The sequence below is a fragment of the Olsenella uli genome (assembly GCF_016899935.1).
Lineage (GTDB): Bacteria > Actinomycetota > Coriobacteriia > Coriobacteriales > Atopobiaceae > Thermophilibacter > Thermophilibacter uli_B.
Genome location: NZ_JACJJK010000027.1, coordinates 1 through 281, shown reverse-complemented (window position 1 = coordinate 281; position 281 = coordinate 1). Strand labels below are relative to the sequence as shown.

The 281-nt window shown below is 29.9% G+C and carries 1 protein-coding gene; it reads right to left on the bottom strand.

What is annotated here, in order from left to right; all coding sequences use genetic code 11:
* Positions 1-30 precede the first annotated feature (30 nt).
* On the bottom strand, positions 31-281 hold a 251-nt coding region (locus tag H6A07_RS09715; RefSeq protein WP_239471212.1), incomplete at its 5' end, for a hypothetical protein.

The following is a 281-nucleotide window of genomic DNA, read 5'->3' as shown; positions in this document are numbered from 1 at the left end:
AGATAGAACTATTCCACCTGCTCTGATTTATTAATATCTTTTTCTCTTTGTCGAAGACGGATATCCCATTTGTTCACGATATTTCATTACAGTACGTCGAGATATTTTCATATTTTTTTCCTGCAATAAATTAGCTAATTGCTGGTCACTAAGCGGTTTTTGCTTGTTTTCTTTTTCAATAAAATCACGAATAACAGCTTTTACTTTATCAGCTATCATCGCATCATCACTGTCATTTTTATTTATATTAGCAACAAAAAACTTTTTTAATGCAATTATAC